The 545-nt window shown below is 52.8% G+C and carries 1 protein-coding gene; it reads left to right on the top strand.

Going from position 1 to position 545, the window contains the following annotated elements:
- Window positions 1-186: hypothetical protein (locus IE099_RS20915; protein ID WP_229809624.1), on the top strand; the 186-nt coding region annotated here is incomplete at its 5' end.
- Window positions 187-545: the final 359 nt, after the last annotated feature.

Raw genomic sequence — 545 nt, 5'->3', positions numbered from 1 at the left:
CGACCGACTCAGCGCACTTTCACTGGTTCTATCACGTTCCCTCCTCCAGTCAATCTCCGACTCGCCAGCGCGGTCGGATTTGTGGTGCTGCGCATTGTTCGCTGCCAAAATATAGCAATATCCGAGCTCTTCGAAGACCGCCGAAACTTCTATGACGGGATGCCCTCGTTCGAGCCTCGTCAATAAAACCTTCCCTGCCGCCTGAGAAACAAAGCCTTGTCACCGGACTTCGTCAAAACCACGTGACGACAACAAAAAACTGCCCGCCTTCCCTCACCTGCATGGCCAATCTCACCGCATCATTGACACCGAAACCAACGTCGGTCCAATCAAACCATCTGGAACAAATCCGAGGAGCCGACTTGGAGTTCACCTCGAAAAAACCAACGTTCCACTGCCTCGTCAAAGCAGAAGAAATCGTCCAAATAATACGATTCTAAGCGAACGTTCAAGCACACCCAATCCGACCGACTCAGCGCACTTTCACTACTTCTACCACCTCCCCTTCTCCAGTCAATCCTCCGACTCGCCTGCGCGGTCGGATT

Origin of the sequence: Roseibacillus persicicus (genome assembly GCF_014651675.1) — a bacterium.
Taxonomy (GTDB): domain Bacteria; phylum Verrucomicrobiota; class Verrucomicrobiia; order Verrucomicrobiales; family Akkermansiaceae; genus Roseibacillus; species Roseibacillus persicicus.
The sequence above is the reverse complement of the archived record's forward strand: the minus strand, read 5'-3'. Positions and strand labels throughout refer to the sequence as shown.